Annotated in this window: 12 protein-coding genes and 1 tRNA gene; 4 read left to right on the top strand and 9 right to left on the bottom strand. The window is 67.8% G+C overall.

What is annotated here, in order from left to right; translation table 11 throughout:
- Positions 1-29: 29 nt before the first annotated feature.
- Complete coding sequence (locus tag COC42_RS07220) at positions 30-1,544, top strand: tryptophan halogenase family protein (RefSeq protein WP_096342481.1); 1,515 nt, start codon at positions 30-32, stop codon at positions 1,542-1,544.
- Complete coding sequence (locus COC42_RS07215; RefSeq protein WP_096342480.1) at positions 1,541-2,209, top strand: DUF6445 family protein; 669 nt, start codon at positions 1,541-1,543, stop codon at positions 2,207-2,209. Before COC42_RS07220 ends, COC42_RS07215 begins: the two co-directional genes overlap by 4 nt.
- 134 nt (positions 2,210-2,343) lie before the next feature.
- Here COC42_RS07215 and COC42_RS07210 read toward each other — a convergent pair whose 3' ends face one another.
- Positions 2,344-4,374: a hypothetical protein gene (locus tag COC42_RS07210; protein ID WP_096342479.1), complete on the bottom strand. Its 2,031-nt coding sequence runs from the start codon at positions 4,372-4,374 to the stop codon at positions 2,344-2,346.
- Positions 4,375-4,388: 14 nt separating this feature from the next.
- Entirely contained in the window at positions 4,389-6,902 is a 2,514-nt protein-coding gene (locus COC42_RS07205; protein WP_217991262.1) for a TonB-dependent receptor, read from the bottom strand.
- 320 nt (positions 6,903-7,222) lie between these two features.
- On the opposite strand from COC42_RS07205, the gene COC42_RS07200 reads away from it, so the two are divergent.
- Positions 7,223-7,408 carry a hypothetical protein gene (locus COC42_RS07200; RefSeq protein ID WP_141395798.1) on the top strand — a complete coding sequence of 62 codons (186 nt, stop codon included), beginning with the start codon at positions 7,223-7,225 and terminating at the stop codon, positions 7,406-7,408.
- A gap of 782 nt (positions 7,409-8,190) precedes the next feature.
- On the opposite strand, the gene COC42_RS07195 is transcribed toward COC42_RS07200, so the two are convergent.
- Positions 8,191-8,281 (bottom strand) — tRNA-Ser (locus tag COC42_RS07195).
- Between the two features lie 92 nt (positions 8,282-8,373).
- Between COC42_RS07195 and COC42_RS07190 the strand changes: the two genes are divergently transcribed.
- On the top strand, positions 8,374-9,369 hold the full coding sequence (locus COC42_RS07190) for a peptidylprolyl isomerase (RefSeq protein ID WP_245843911.1): 996 nt from the start codon (positions 8,374-8,376) through the stop codon (positions 9,367-9,369).
- Positions 9,370-9,389: 20 nt separating this feature from the next.
- Here COC42_RS07190 and COC42_RS07185 read toward each other — a convergent pair whose 3' ends face one another.
- The 6 genes from COC42_RS07185 to COC42_RS07160 are packed head-to-tail and all read right to left on the bottom strand — an operon-like array spanning position 9,390 to position 14,538.
- The gene (locus tag COC42_RS07185) at positions 9,390-10,028 is read right to left on the bottom strand and encodes a DUF1345 domain-containing protein (RefSeq protein WP_096342476.1); all 639 of its coding nucleotides are present in this window, start codon (positions 10,026-10,028) and stop codon (positions 9,390-9,392) included.
- 29 nt (positions 10,029-10,057) lie between these two features.
- On the bottom strand, positions 10,058-11,029 hold the full coding sequence (locus tag COC42_RS07180; RefSeq protein ID WP_096342475.1) for a DUF6624 domain-containing protein: 972 nt from the start codon (positions 11,027-11,029) through the stop codon (positions 10,058-10,060).
- A gap of 18 nt (positions 11,030-11,047) precedes the next feature.
- The gene (locus COC42_RS07175; RefSeq protein WP_096342474.1) at positions 11,048-11,626 is read right to left on the bottom strand and encodes an ABC-type transport auxiliary lipoprotein family protein; all 579 of its coding nucleotides are present in this window, start codon (positions 11,624-11,626) and stop codon (positions 11,048-11,050) included.
- A 12-nt stretch (positions 11,627-11,638) separates the two neighbouring features.
- Positions 11,639-12,604 carry an MlaD family protein gene (locus COC42_RS07170; RefSeq protein WP_096342473.1) on the bottom strand — a complete coding sequence of 322 codons (966 nt, stop codon included), beginning with the start codon at positions 12,602-12,604 and terminating at the stop codon, positions 11,639-11,641.
- A gap of 3 nt (positions 12,605-12,607) precedes the next feature.
- Positions 12,608-13,435, bottom strand: a complete 828-nt coding sequence (locus tag COC42_RS07165; protein ID WP_096342472.1) for an ABC transporter ATP-binding protein — start codon at positions 13,433-13,435, stop codon at positions 12,608-12,610.
- Positions 13,432-14,538, bottom strand: coding sequence for an ABC transporter permease (locus COC42_RS07160; protein WP_096342471.1), 1,107 nt, complete (start codon positions 14,536-14,538; stop codon positions 13,432-13,434). Before COC42_RS07160 ends, COC42_RS07165 begins: the two co-directional genes overlap by 4 nt.
- Between the last annotated feature and the right edge of the window lie 34 nt (positions 14,539-14,572).

Below are 14,572 nucleotides of genomic sequence, written 5' to 3'. Positions count from 1 at the left end.
CAGCCGCAAAGCTTTGCGATAACCGTGTCATGAGCGCCGATCCTGCCCCCATTCGCCGGGTCGTCATCCTGGGCGGCGGCACCGCGGGGTGGATGACAGCCAAGGCGCTGTCGCGCAGCTTCGGCCCGACCCTGTCGATCACGCTCCTCGAATCCGACGCGATCGGCACCGTCGGCGTCGGCGAGGCGACGATCCCGACGATCCACTGGTTCAACCAGCTCGCCGGCATCGACGAGGCCGCGTTCCTGCGCGAGACGCAGGCGAGCTTCAAGCTGGGCATCGAGTTCGTCGACTGGACGCGGCCGGGGCATCGCTATTTCCATCCGTTCGGCCAATATGGCGTCGAGCTGCCCGGCCCGCCCTTCCAGCATCGCTGGCTCAAGGCGAAGGCCGCGGGTCTCGACCTGCCGCTCGGCGCCTATTCGCTGGCGACCGCGCTGGCAGAGGCGGGGCGGTTCGCGCGGCCGTCGGGGGGCGGGCGATCGATCCTCTCGACGCTCGGCTATGCCTATCATTTCGACGCCGGCCGCTATGCCGCGTTCCTGCGCCGCCTGTCGGAGGGCGAGGGCGTGGTGCGTGTCGAGGGGGAGCTGGCGGTCGTCGATCGCGATGCCGAAAGCGGCTTCGTCACGGCGCTCCGCACCCGGCGAGGCGAGGTGCTGGAGGGCGACCTCTTCATCGACTGTTCGGGCTTTCGCGCGCTGCTGATCGAGGGGGAGATGCAGGCGGGGTTCGAGGATTGGTCGAACTGGCTGCCCTGTGACCGGGCGGTCGCGGTGCCGTGCGCGCGGGTGGCGGCGACGACGCCCTGTACGCGATCGACCGCGAGGCCCGCGGGCTGGCAATGGCGCATCCCGCTCCAGCATCGCACCGGCAACGGCTATGTCTATGCGAGCGCGCAGATCTCCGACGACGAGGCGGCGGGGTCGCTGCTCGCCGCGCTCGACGGCGAGCCGCTGGCCGAGCCGCGCTTTCTCAAGTTCACCGCCGGGCGGCGGCGGCGTGCGTGGGTTGGCAATGTCGTTTCGATCGGGCTCGCCTCGGGCTTTCTCGAGCCGCTTGAGTCGACGAGCATCCACCTCATTCAGAGCGGCATCGCCAAGCTCGTCACGCTGTTTCCCGAGCGCGATTGCGACCCCGCGCTCGCCGCGCGGTTCAATGCGGTGTTCGATCGCGACATGCTCAACATCCGCGACTTCCTGATCCTCCACTATCACGCGACCGAGGGGCATGAGGGCGCGCTTTGGCGGCATTGCCGGGCGATGGCGGTGCCCGACACGCTCGTCGAGCGCGTCCACCATTATCGCCGCACCGGCCGCGTCATCGTCGAAAGCGACGAGCTGTTCCGTGAGACGAGCTGGCTCGCCGTGCTCGACGGGCAGGGGATCGTGGCGGAAGGGTGGAGCCCGCTCGCCGACGCGCTCGATCCGGCGACCAATCGCGCGCAGCTCGAGCAGATCGCCGAAGTGATCGCGCGCGCGGTGCCGACGCTGCCGAGCCATGACGACGCGATCGCCGAGACGATCGCCCGCGCGGCAGCATGAGCGCGCGCGTCGTTGCGCGGCGGATCGGGCGGGAGCGGGAGCCGATCGCGATCGCCGACGACTTCCATCCCGAGCCGGCGGCGCTGCGAACCAGCGCTCATGCCGCCCGCTTCGCGCCCGCCGACCGGCATTATCCGGGGGTGCGGGCGCCGCTCGGGCCGGAGACGCTGCTGCCAGTGCGCGAACTGATCGCGGCGATCTTTGCCGAGTTGTTCGGGCGGCGACAGACGGCAGACGTGCTCGACATCGGCTTCTCGATCGTCGCGACGCCGCCGGCGCGATTGAGTCTGGTGCAGCGGTTACCGCATGTTGATGCGGTCGAGCCGGGGCGGATCGCGATGGTCCTCTACCTGTTCGACGAAGCGGAGGGCGGCACCGCCTTCTACCGCCACCGCGCGACGGGGTTCGAGACGCTCGATCCCGAGCGCTCGCCCGCCTATTTCGAGGCGCTGAAGGTCGAGGTCGCGCGCGATGCGCCGCCGGCCGCTTATCCGGGCTCCTTGCCGCAGTACGAGGTCGTCGATCGCGTGCCCGCACGCTTCAACCGCGCTGTCTTCTATCGCAGCCGGCTGCTCCACAGCGGCATCGTTACGCCCGCGACGCCGCTCGTCGCCGACCCGCGCGCCGGGCGGCTGACGATCACGGGGTTCTTCGACGCGAGTTGAGGGTTGGACGGAGCAACGAGCCGCTTTCTTTCACCGTTCGTCCCGAGCGAAGTCGAGGAAGCCGCGGAAGCGCCTCGACTTCGCTCGGCAGGCTCCCTCGACTTCGCTCGGGACGAACGGTTAGGGATCGGGCGCTACCGCGGCGGCTGGACCGCGAGATAGACGGTGCTCCAGAGCTGCGCTGCGTTCGATTCATCGACATCGGCGCGCCCGGCCCCGAACGCGACCACGCGATAGGCGCCGTCGCGATAGGCCCAGGACCAGAGCTCCGAGTTCTGAACCGCCTTGCCCGCGCGGATGACGCGCCAGAGGTCGGCCTGCGCGCGGGTCAGCAGCGCGCGGGTCGAGGCGGGCAGGTCGCGCCGGCCGAGCTGCCGCTCCAGCCCCGCGGCGAGCAGCGCCTGCTGCCACGACCAGACCACCGCGCCGTGATAGCGCTCCGGCCCGAACTCGCCCCGGCGGCGGGCATCGGCTTGTGCGGCATTTGCGACGAGCAGGCCGATATCGGTCATCAGCCCGGCGGGGAAAGGCCGCATCATCGCCGCCACATCGCGCTCCAGCAGTGCAGGCGCGGGGTCGGTGAAGAGGAGCGCGAAACCTTCGTCGGAATGGACGATCGGGACGGGTGTGCCGTCAGCCTCGAGGCTGATCGCATGGAAGGCGAGGTTAGATTGCCCCAGCGAGGCGAGCGCCGGCGCGGCGGGGACGCCGAGCGACTTGGCATAGGCATCGATGGCGGAGCGCGCCCGCGTATTGGGGATGGCGACATTGAACAGCCGGGGAGCATGCTCGCGCCAGACGGATGCGAGGCGCCCCGCCTCGGCAAGAGTCTTTCGGTCGTCGGCACTCAGCGCCGGGTCGAGCCGTCCTGATCTTAACAAACGCTGGGCGGCGTCGAGCGCGGCGGGGACGAACACCGCGTTGACATCATAGGCATAGCGCCCGCGCCCGAGACCCTGGTCGCTGTCGCGCCACTGGCCGTTATCGCGCCCGTCCTTGATCGCGACCAGATTGGCGACGCGCGGATCGGCGGCGAAGGCGCGCGCGCGCTCGACGACGAAGCGCAGGTTGCGGACCAGCGCCTTGCCTGCGCTTTCCTCAAGACCGGGCTGCGCCTCGCTCTTGAGCGGGCGATCGATGAAGGTGCGGGCTTCCCCGGCACTCGCGCGGTCGAGCAGATAGGTGGCCGCGACGGGCGCGAGCAGGAAGTCGTCGTCGACCATCGCATAGTCGAGCGTCGCGGCATCGCCGCCCGCCAATCCCTTTTCGCGGCGCTCGAGGATCGCGAACTCGCCCAGCGCTTCCTCATGCGCCACTTCGCCACCGGGGTTGAGCCGCGCGAGCACTGAATGGAGGCCGGCCTCGATCGCGGGGGGACGAAGCGCGGGCATGAGGAGCCGCAGGGACATCAGCGTGTCGCGGCCGAAATAGGTGTCGAACCGCCACGAGCCTGCGAGGAACTTCTCGCGATAGCTGAGGAAGCGCAGGGCGTTGCGGGCGGCCGGGTCGGCGGCGGCGCGATCGTTGAGAAGCTCGGCCGTCGTAAGCCCGGTGAGCGGCGTCTCGCCGGTGACGGCGGTGATCTCCAGCCGGATGCGGCCGCCCGCGCCCGCGCGGATCGAGCCGTCAGCGGAAAGCTGCCCCTCGAGCACGCGCAGGCTCAGCGCATAGCCGGGCGCGCCGTCGATGCGGTCGCGCTGCCAGACGATCCGGTCGCCGTCGATACGGGGCGCGGCCTTCAGCTCGGCGGGGTAGCGGCCGATCGCCTGATAGTCGCGCAGGAAGCGTACGTTCGACAGCACCGCCTCGCGCGGGCGGAGCGAAGCAGCGGTGATGCTGGCCGTCGCGACGATGCCGTTGAGTGTCCGGTCCTTCGCGTCGCGCTGCGTCGTCGGCCGGAGCCGGGCATCAAGCGTCCAATTTGCGGGGGCGGCGGTCGGTTCGAACCACAGGCCGACGCCGCTGTTGCCCGCGGGGAAAGCGACGAGGATGCGCGGGTCGGTGCCCGAGCGGAGGAGGAGATGCGCCGCCACCGCGCCGTCGCGGACAAAGGCGTTGAGATTGCGCCCCTCCTCGATCCCATAGGCGAGCTCCGGCGCGCGCTGCTGCGCGTGGCCGGCGGTCGCCGCCAGCATGAGCCCTGCGCTGCCGAGCAGCCGCCACATCCGCCGCACCACCCTCAGAACCGCATTGTCAGGGTGCCGCCCACCGTCGGCCCAACGATGCCACGCGCGTAGAAGAAGCCCGAGTCGGCATTCTGGCGCTGGCCCTGACGCGGATTGCCCTCGGTCAGGCCGACCACGTCGAAGATGTTGTCGGCATTGATCCCCACCTGGATGCGCTCGGTCACGTTGATCGTCACGCCCGCGCCGGTCACGCCATATGCCGGCAGGGCGACGCCGTTGCCCGAATCGGCGAAGATCTTGCCGATATATTTGTAGCGCACGAACGCCTCGCCCAGCCCGTTGGGCAGGGTGAAGGTGGGGATGATCGTGAACAGGGTCGCCGGTGTGCGCTCCGGCCGGTTGCCGTCGAAGGTCGAATCGGCAACGCCGTTGAGGCGAAGGTTGTTGAGCGTCGGATCCTGGAACACGCCCGATGCCTGGATCGCGAACCAGCTGGTCGGGCGGATGAGCGCGTCGATCTCGACGCCGCGGGTCTTGAGGTCGGCCTGAAACGCGGTCTGCTGCGTCGGGTCGCTGGGATCGATGAAATTGTAGAACTGGTCGCGGAAATTGGTCTGGAAGACGGTGGCCGAGGCGCTGATCAGACGCTCATATTCGAAGCGCACGCCCGCTTCGTAGAGCTCGATCCGGCTGATCGGGTCGACATTGTTGGTCTGGAACCCGTCGGCATAGCGCGCATAAACCGACAGATTGTCGGTCAGCAGATAATTGGCGCCGACCGTCCACGAGATCATGTCCTTCTTGTCCTCGCGGACGGTGAAGGTGCCGTCGAAGGTCGAGCCGACGGTCGGGATGACGGTGTCGAGGCCGGCGGGTACCGGCTGGTTGACCGCCGCCGCGTTGCCGTCGGCGAAGCGCGAGTCGAGGCTCTCCCAGCGGATGCCCGCGTCGATGCGCAGCTTGTCGCCGATCGCGATCTCGTCATTGGCATAGAGCGAGAAGGACTTGTCGTCGCGATCGCGGATACCCGCGCCCCAGTCGCCATAGCTGACAAGGCCGTTGTCAGTCAGCTGGCCGATGACGCCGTTGTTCGCATCGAGCGCGACCACGTCATAGATGTCGCTGTTGTTGCGAACGTCGTTGAGCGCGGTGGCGGTCGCCGACTGGTCCTGGAACCGGCTGACATCGTAATAAAGAAGGCCAAAGGTCAGCGAGTTCTTGACCGTGTCGCCCTCATATTCCCAGCGGCCGCCCAGGTTCATGCCGAAATCATGACCCTTCTGGTAATCGTGGTTGAGCGTCGTCAGCTGGAGAAAGCCGTTGCCGTTGAGCGCGTTGAGCCCGCTCGCCTGGTTCGAGCCGAGGACGACGCCGGTTCGCGTGTTGCGGATGCCGAAGCGCGCCGCGGTCGGGAACGCCGCCTGGCCAACTGTCAGCAGGCTGTTGATCGGCGAACCCGTGCCCGGCGTCAGGTAATCGACCGCGCTCGCCAGCCCCGCATTGCCGGTGCCCGACCCCGGGAACAGGCCGTTGAAGTCGTAGGACAGGTCGAGATACCGCGCACGGCCGAAGACCGAGAAGCTGTCACCGAGCGGTTTGTCGAAGTCGAAGCGGATCTGCTTGGTCTTGACCCGGACGCCCTCCTCATAGCGAAAGTCGCGAAAGCCGTCGGGATCGACGAAGGTCGAGACGGGCACGGCGATGTTGGTGAACGCGGTGCCGCCGATATTGTCGCGCTGGACGTCGAGCCCGGGCAGCCCCTCCGGATCGCCATTGTTGTTGGCGTAGGGCATGCCGGCATAATAGGCGGACTTGAGGTCGCCGATCCGCGCCGACAGCCGCGCGAAGCCGCCATCGTCGAACCGGTATTCGAGCGCGGCCTTCAGCCGATAGCCGTCATAGTCGAACGGGTTGCGACGCACGCCCGGATCGCTGGTGTAGAAGCCGCTCACCGCGAAGGCGAGGTTGTCCGCGATCGGCGCCGACAGATAAACGTCGGCGCGCTTCTGGCCATAGTCCCAAGCGGTGATCCGCGCGATCCCCTCGAGCTCCTCGAAGTTGGGCCGCTTGGAGACGAAGTTGATCGTCGCGCCCGCGCCGTTGACGGTCAGCACGCCCGACGAACCGCCTTTCACCGCCTCCAGCCGATCGGTCGAGAGGTCGGGGGTGAAGAAGAAGTCGCCGCCGCCGCCGCCATAGACGATCGGCATGCCGTCCTCTTCGAGCTGAACGAAGCGCTGGCCGCCACCCTGAAGCCCGCGGACCGAGTAGTTGTTGGACAGGTTGCCCGCGGTCCCCTCCACGAAGACGCCGGGGACGAGTTCGAGCAGGTCGGCGGTCGACTTGGCCGCGCGCCGGTCGATCGCCTCGCGATCGGCGAGGGTGATGTCGGCCGAAGCGGTGATGAGCGGACGATCGCGCGTCGTCTGGCCGGTGACGACGATTTCCTCGTCCTGGCCGGGATCGGCCGGTGCCGCGGCCTCCTGCACCTGCGCCCCGGCGGCGGTCTGCGCCCAGCAGGCAGACGGCGTGAGCGCGGTGCCCAGCAGCACAAACGCGCGCACCATGCTTGACTGACCCCTGCGCATGATCCTCTCCCTCATTGTATCGCAATCGATTGTTGCAATCGATTGCCGAGTCCTTGGTACGTCCACTCCCGTCGAATTGTAAAGGGGCACGCCGGGGACGGATCGCGATTTCGAGCAGCGCGTGACCGGGCTGCAATGTTCGCGGTCGCGACTGCGACACCGAGCACTCCCGCGAGTGGCGCGATCGATCGGCGAGCGCCTTGCGATTTGCGACCCGGCTGCCTCCGAGTGGATCCATTTGGTGAGCGCGTCGCTTCCGCGATCACAATGTCGTGGCGACGGACGTCGAGAGGAACGATTTGCGTCCGGATCGCCGTGAGGTGCTGCTCAACCTGGTCGCTGCCTATAGTCAGCCGCTCACCCGCTACTTTCATCGAAAGACGGCGGCACCCGACGAGGTCCCCGACCTGTTGCAGGAGGCGATCCTCCGGCTGAGCCGGATGAACGACCCCGAGGCGATTCGCGAGCGCGCCAGCCCGCCATGACCTTGTCCTGCTCAGCGACGATGACTGGGACCGAGAAGCCACAGGCCTTGATGCTTTCGGCGATCGTTTTTGATCTGCTGCCGCAAATGAGTACGCGCCTGCCGGTCGACGGCGTGTAGCGTGCCGGGTTGACGATGGCAGGTGTCCAGTGGACCGGCGGCAAACGTGAGGTTCCGTTCCGCCGTCGCCTTAGGCAAGGCGGTTGTCATGATGCTGTGTCATCGAACAGGAATAAAGGACGCAGTCGTTTAGAGCGGATTTGGTTCGATCAAGCGAACAAGAGGAGTCTCGGTGAATACGCGAGGTACGTTCGAGAGCTCGCTGGCGGCGAAAGGTATCTAGTTAGACGGGCTTCTGATTGTTCGTCTCGCTGTCACCTATAGGCACATTTATCATTGTTAGGACGCCAAAAGGGACGGCAAAACTTCAGCCGCAAGCGTGGTCAGGAATAAAGCTTCCCCTGATGGGGTTCGTTTGCGCCGCTCAGCCGCTTGACCCGCTACCCTGAAGCAATCGGGTTTGATAGCCCATAATAGCGCGCGCGATCTCGACGAGAAGCGATCTACCCTATAACCACTGTATTTGGCTTACGGAGCGGCTCGGGCGGAAGGCGCGACCAAGCATTCCGTACCATACGCCGCCGTAGCAGAGGAACGACGTGATTTGTCGCACTGACCCTCTCCTTGGATGCCTTTCCAAGACAAGGGTCAAACAACGGAATCGTGCTGAACTGCGCCGTTTGGGTGCAGGAGCCCTTTGGAGGGCGAAAAGCCTTGACCGGTTGGCGGAGCGGGAGGGATTCGAACCCTCGATACGGTTTTGCCGTATACTCACTTTCCAGGCGAGCGCCTTCGACCACTCGGCCACCGCTCCGCATCGCTGGGAAGGCGCCGCTTAGGCGAGGTGGGGGCGCACCGCAAGGGCGGGGATTGCGTGTGCCCGCCGCGGCGTGCGAGGCTTGGTCGATGACGATCGCTGCCGCACTGATGCTTGGCCTTGCCCAGGCCGCCCCTGCACCCGCCCCCGCCGAAAAGCCCGAGCCGCCGACCCCCGCCTCGATCGTCGCGGGGGCGCCGGGGTCGGACTGGCGCTCGATCCCGGCCGGCGACCTGCTCGTGATGGACCTGGCCGGTTCGCGCCGGGTGGTCATCCAACTCGCCCCGGCGCCCTTCGCTGCGGGCTGGACCGCGAATATCCGCCGGCTGGCGGCGTCGCACTGGTGGGACGGGACGGCGGTGGTGCGCGTACAGGACAATTATGTCGTGCAATGGGGTGACCCGACCGAGAAGAAGCCGCTGCCGCCCGGCATAGAGCCGGTGGCCGAAAGCGCCTATGTCACGCCGCTCGACATGATCGCCGACGCGCGGCCCTCGATTGGGGCGCAGGACCTGCCAGAGGCGAGTGCGCGGGCGAAGCGGCTGTCGGACATCGCCATTCGCGGCACCGTGACCCAGGCGGCCCCTGAGGGCTGGCACGAGCGCGACAGCTATGCCGAATGGGTCGAGGTGCTCGACAGCTGGCCGCTCGCCGCGGACAGGACGAATGCGTGGATGCCGCATTGCTATGGGATGGTCGGTGTCGGCCGGAACCTGTCGCCCGACACGGGGACGGGCGCCGAGCTCTATACGGTAATCGGACAGGCGCCCCGCCACCTCGACCGCAATATCGCGATCGTCGGGCGCGTCATCGCCGGGATGGAGCATCTGTCGAGCCTTCGCCGGGGGACCGGCGACCTCGGCTTCTACAAGACGCCGGCCGAGCGGACGCCGATCGTGCGCGTGCGGCTGGCAAGCGATCTGCCTGCGTCGCAGCGCCCCGCGTTCGAGTATCTGGCGACCGACAGCGACAGCTTCGCTGCCTATGTCGCGGCGCGCGCCAACCGGCGCGACGCCTTCTTCAACCTGCCCGCGGGCGGGGTCGATATCTGCAACCTGCCGGTTCCGGTGCGCGCGGTGAAGTAGGAGGCGGTTGCCGCTTCAACTCACAATGCGCCGGCGACGATGTTGACGGTGATCGCCAGCACGCCGAGGTTGAAGAAGAAGGCGATAAGGGCGTGGAGCGTGCTCGCGCGGCGGATGCGGGGGCCGGTGATTTCGATATCGGCGGTCTGGCAGGTCATGCCGATGACGAGCGCGAAGCTCGCGAAATCGGCAAAGCCGGGCTCGGCCCCGCCGGGCAGCGCGATCCCGCCATGGTCGCCGCCACCCTCGGCGCGGTCATAATAGAGCCGCGCATAGTGGAAGGCGTAAACGAGGTTGGCGAAGCCCCAGGCGATGGCCTCGGTCGCGATCGCCAGGGGTTTGGCACCGGGAATGATGCGGCGATGCGTGCCGAGGAGGTCGACCACGCAGACCAGCACCGCCATCGCGATGACGCCCGCCAGCAGGAGGAGGAACACGCGCCCGCCATCGTCGCGCTCGGACCGGGCGCGCAGCTCCCTGAGGTCGGCCTCGATCCGCCAGAGCGGCAGCGTCCCGGCGATGAAGCTGAGCGCCGCCACGTCGAACGCTGCGACGAAGGCGATGCGGAGCGGCAGGTGCGCGAGCGTGCCGGCCACGAAGCCCGCGATCAGGATTGCGAGGAAGGCGAGGAAGCGCGGGTGCGGGATGCGCGTATGCATCAACGCGGCGGATCGGGCGGGCAGGGGCCTTAGAGTTCGTCCATTCGCGCCGCGTTCTGGGCGATGCTGTCCATGCCCGCCGCCTTGCGCAAGCGATCGGTTGCGGCCTCATCCTGCGTCAGTGGCTGCGGCATCCGCTTGCCGGCCTTGCAGGTCCACTGCGTCCCGTATCGCTGCTTGCCCGAGAGCTTGAGTTCGACGCGATCGGTGAGCATCGCGACTTGCTGCGGATCGACTTCTTTTTGCGCGACCAGCGGGGTCATCAGCCGCAGCGCCTTCAGCTGGAAGGCCGGGTCGTTGTCGGCGTGCTGCGCCAGCAGCCAGGCGGCGTTGGCGGCGTCCTGACCGACCTTCGACCGCTTCGGCCAGCCTTGGGCCGTAACGATCTTCGCCAGCCACGCGGTGTTGGCCTGGTCGCGTGCGGTCACCGCCCGCGTGATGATGCCGTCGTAGATCGCCCGCTCCAGCGGTGAATAGTCGGCGGTGGCACCCTCTCGCTTGCCGCTTTCGACCCATCCGAAACGAAGCGCTTGGTCGCCAACAGTTCTGGTCGAGAGCTGATCGGCGAGCGAGCCCTTCTCAAGCACCTGATCCTCGGCCAGCGTCACGCCGCGCAGCACACCGAGCGCATAGGGACGATCCTTGTCGAGCGCAGTTGTAAACGCGGGCCAGCTAACGTCGGGGCCGATGCCGGGCTGCACGAACTGCTGGCAGCGTTTTGGTACCGCATAGAAACCGTCGAGTACGACCACCTTCGCGCCGAGCGCGGCGAGGTTGGTCTTCACCACAGCCTTTGACCACAGCTCGCACGCGCCGCGGAAGTGATCGGCAGCCCTGAACGCCTCGACTTCCGCCAGGGTTGCGCCGGGAAAGCGGCCGCGCAGCCAGCGATAGTCGCCCGCGGGGACTTCGCCATCGACCAGATAGGGCGTCAGCGCCGACGGCACGGGCGGCGCGTCCGTTGGTTGCGCGGCGAGAAGCAGGGCGGCGAGCAGCTTCAACGCCCCGCCGCCAGTCGCTTACCGCCCCACCCAGTCGGCGACTTCGACCGCCACCTGATTCGCCGCCTGATTGAGCCCGGCCGCCGCGTTCGCTGCGTCGATCGCGTTCACCGGTACCCGCGCCTCGAAGCGGCGCTTGTCGAAGGTCGTGGCGTCCTTGCGCAGGATCGCCGCGTCATAGGTGACGACCGCGCTGTTCGACGCGGCGTCGAGGCCGAAGCTGCGCAGCTCGCCGGTCAGCTGCGCGCCGGGATCGACGTTCGACTGGCGACCCGACAGGACGACATAGTTGGTGCGCGCCGTCACCGTGTCGGCGAGCAGGCGCGCGAACAGCCGCGCGGGCGGCTCGACCCATTGCGCGTCCTTGACATAGGCGATGCTGGTATCGCTGGCGCGTACCGGCACGCGCGTCACCGCGATCTCCTGCGGCGTCGCGGGCACGCGGATGGTGATGTTGCGCGCCTGGCCGCTGTTTGCCGCCGCGCCCACGGGCACCGGCGTCGTGGGCGACAGGGTGAGCAGCGACGGCGGCGGCTCGGCGCCGAAGCGGATGCACGCCGCGAGCGGGAGCGTCAGCAGGATGGCAAGCTTCTTCATCACGACGCTCCCTTATTTCGCTTCATAGTCGGGCAGCTTCGACGAGCCGACGAGCGAGCCCGCGCCGCCACGATTGACCCGCTCGGCGACATCGGCCAGCGCCTCGGTCAGGGTGCGCAGGTCGGAGACGAGCTGGCCCACCTCAGGCACCGTCTGCTTGGAAAAGGCCTGAAGGCCCGGTCGTGCGTCGCCGATCGCCGCATCGAGCGTCTCGGCGCTCTTCTGCGCCGCGCCGATCGCCTTGTTGAGGTTCTGCATCGCCGGCTTGACGTCGTCGGCGAGAACGCCGTTGGTGGTGGCCGCGAGCTCGCCGATCTGCTGCGCGGCGACGCCCGCCTTCTGGATGGCGATGCGCGTCTCGGCCATCGTCGCGGCGATTTCCGGCCCGCGATCGGCAAGCGCGTCGGTCAGCCGCTGCGTGTTGGCGAGAATGCCGGCGATCGAGTTCTGGTTGCGGTCGGAAAGAAGCTCGGTCAGCCGCTCGGTCAGAGTCGAGATGCGCTCGAGCAGTTGCGGCGCCGAATTGAGGATCGCGCCGAGGCCGCCCTGGCGGGTCGGGATGACGGGCACGCCGAACGGGCATTCCTGCGTCGACTCGCCCTCCGGACAGGCGATCGGCGGCGCGCCCTTGACCGCGCCGTCGAGCGACACCTGGCTGACGCCGGTGAAGCCGATGCCCTGAATCGTCGCGGTCGTCCCCTCAAGGATCGGCACGTCGTCGTTGACGCGGATGCGCACGCGCACAAATTGCGGATCGGGCTTGAACAACGCGATGTCGGTGACCTGGCCCGAAGGCACGCCCGAGAAGCTGACGGGCGACCCCTTGTTCACGCCGTCGACCGCCTGCTTGAAGAAGATGTCGTACTCCTTGTCGTTGCCACCGGACAGCCGGGCGAGCCAGACCGTGAACAGCGCCAGCATCAGCAGCAGGATCAGGACGACCGCGCCGACAAGGACATGGTTGGAACGGGTTTCCATGACTTACCTCGAATCCGCGCGGGCGGGGGAAGGGTGGGGGGCGGCGGCCTCGGCACGGGCGGCGCTGTCGACCGCGGCCCGACCGCGGGGGCCGTTGAAATATTCCTGGATCCACGGATGGTCGAGCGCCAGCAGTTCGGGGATCGTGCCGACCGCGATCACCTTCTTGTCCGCCAGCACCGCCACCCGGTCGCAGATCGCGTGCAGCGTGTCGAGGTCGTGGGTGATGAGGAAGACGGTGAGGCCAAGCGAGCGCTGGAGCGAGTGCGTCAGCTCGTCGAACGCCGCCGCGCCGATCGGGTCGAGGCCGGCGGTCGGCTCGTCGAGGAACAGGAGCTCGGGATCGAGCGCGAGTGCGCGGGCGAGGCCGGCACGCTTCTTCATGCCGCCCGACAGCTCGGCTGGGTATTTCGGCCCGGCCTCGGCGGGCAGGCCGGTCATCACCACCTTGTAATTGGCGATCTCGGCTAGGAGCGCGGGGCTGAGGCCCGGGTAGAATTCGCGCAAGGGAACCTGCACATTCTCCGCGACGGTGAGCGTCGAGAAGAGCGCGCCGCCCTGAAACAGCACGCCCCAGCGCTTCCGGATCTCGACCGCCTCGGTCTCCTCGCGGCCGATCGTCGGCTCGCCGAAGACGTGGATGTCGCCCGCGGCCGGCGTTTGGAGCCCGACGATCGAGCGCATCAGCACCGACTTGCCGGTGCCCGATCCGCCGACGACGCCCAGGATCTCGCCGCGCCGCACCTCGAGGTCGAGGCCCTCGTGCACGACCTGCTCGCCGAAGACGTTCTTCAGCCCCTCGACGCGGATGATCGGCTCGTCCCGCCTCATATCCAGCCGATCCAGGTGAAGAAGACCGCGAAGAAGGCGTCGAGGACGATCACGAGGAAGATTGCCTGCACCACCGCACTCGTCGTGCGCAGGCCCACCTGCTCGGCATCGCTTTCTACGAGCATCCCCTGGAAGCAGCCCGACATGGCGATGATCGCGCCGAACACCGGCGCCTTGACGAGGCCGACATAAAGGTCGGTGATCGGAACCACCTCGCGAATGCGCTGGATAAAGGTGATCGGCGGGATGTCGAGGCTGGCCCAGCAGAGCAGCCCGCCGCCGATGATCGCGACCAGCGAGGCATAGAAGCCGAGCAGCGGCATCAGCAGTACCGCCGACAGGACGCGCGGCAGCACCAGTGCCTCCATCGGGCTGACGCCGATCGTGCGCATCGCGTCGATCTCCTCGGTCAGCTTCATCGTGCCGAGCTGCGCCGCGAAGGCCGATCCCGAGCGCCCGGCGACCATGATCGCGGTCATGAGCACGCCGAGCTCGCGTAAGGTAATGCGGCCAATGAGGTTGATCGTGAACACCTCGGCCCCGAACTGACGCAGCTGCACCGCGCCCTGCTGGGCGATGACGATGCCGATCAGAAAGCTCATCAGCCCGACGATGCCGAGCGCGGAGACGCCGACCACCTCGAACCGGTGCACCGTGGCGTTGAAGCGGAACCGGCGGGGGTGGCGCACGACCGTTGCAAAGGCGATGGCAGTCGCCCCCATGAAGCCGAGCAGGCCATAGAGCGTGCGGCCCGCAATCGCCACCGCTTCGCCCACCTCGTCGAGGATGCGCAGTCCCGCGGGCAGGGTGCGCGGCGGCACGGCGACGGGGGCATCGGCGTGGACGACCTGCGCCAGAAGCCGCTCGCCATCCTCGCTGAGGCCGGTGATCTCGGCATCATGCTCGCGCGCGAAGCGGTGAACCACCCAGGCGCCCACGGTGTCGATTCGCTCGACTCCCGACAGGTCGAGCGTGCGCGCACCCGCACGCTCGGCATCAAGCCGGTCGGGCAGATCGCCAAGCCGTGCGAGCGACAGGTCGCCCGAAAAGCGAATGGTTTCGCCGTCCGCGCCGTCGCGGACGAATTCGGCTTGCCGCGTCATCGTCCGCTTCCATCGTTGATTTGCACTGGATCGG

Source organism: Sphingomonas spermidinifaciens, from assembly GCF_002351485.1.
Taxonomy (GTDB): Bacteria; Pseudomonadota; Alphaproteobacteria; order Sphingomonadales; family Sphingomonadaceae; genus Sphingomonas; species Sphingomonas spermidinifaciens.
Note: the sequence above shows the minus strand (reverse complement) of the source record. Positions and strands in the feature narration are given on the sequence as shown.